The following is a 273-nucleotide window of genomic DNA, read 5'->3' on the forward strand; positions in this document are numbered from 1 at the left end:
GTAGTGGGTGGCATCTTCATGGCGCTTCACTCGGCCCAGGGCCCTAAGCTGGGTGTGGCGCAGATGATCCAGACCCGCGGCCAGTTCGGTTCCTTCGGTGCATTGCTGATCGTGGTCATCGTGGTGGTGATGTACGTGGGCTTCTTCGCAGCGAACTTTGTGTTCGGCGGTGAAGCCATGGCAGCGGTCAGCCCCGTTATCAGTGTTGACGCGGGCATCATCATCATTGGCGCGGTCAGTGTTGTCGCCACAATCTTCGGTTACCGGCTGATC

1 protein-coding gene is annotated in these 273 nt (G+C 59.3%); it reads left to right on the forward strand.

What is annotated here, in order from left to right; all coding sequences use genetic code 11:
• Positions 1-3: 3 nt before the first annotated feature.
• On the forward strand, positions 4-273 hold a 270-nt coding region (locus ACPYOG_RS19545; RefSeq protein ID WP_481295785.1), incomplete at its 3' end, for a cytosine permease.

The organism is Leifsonia sp. HAY1-4F, from assembly GCF_056755275.1.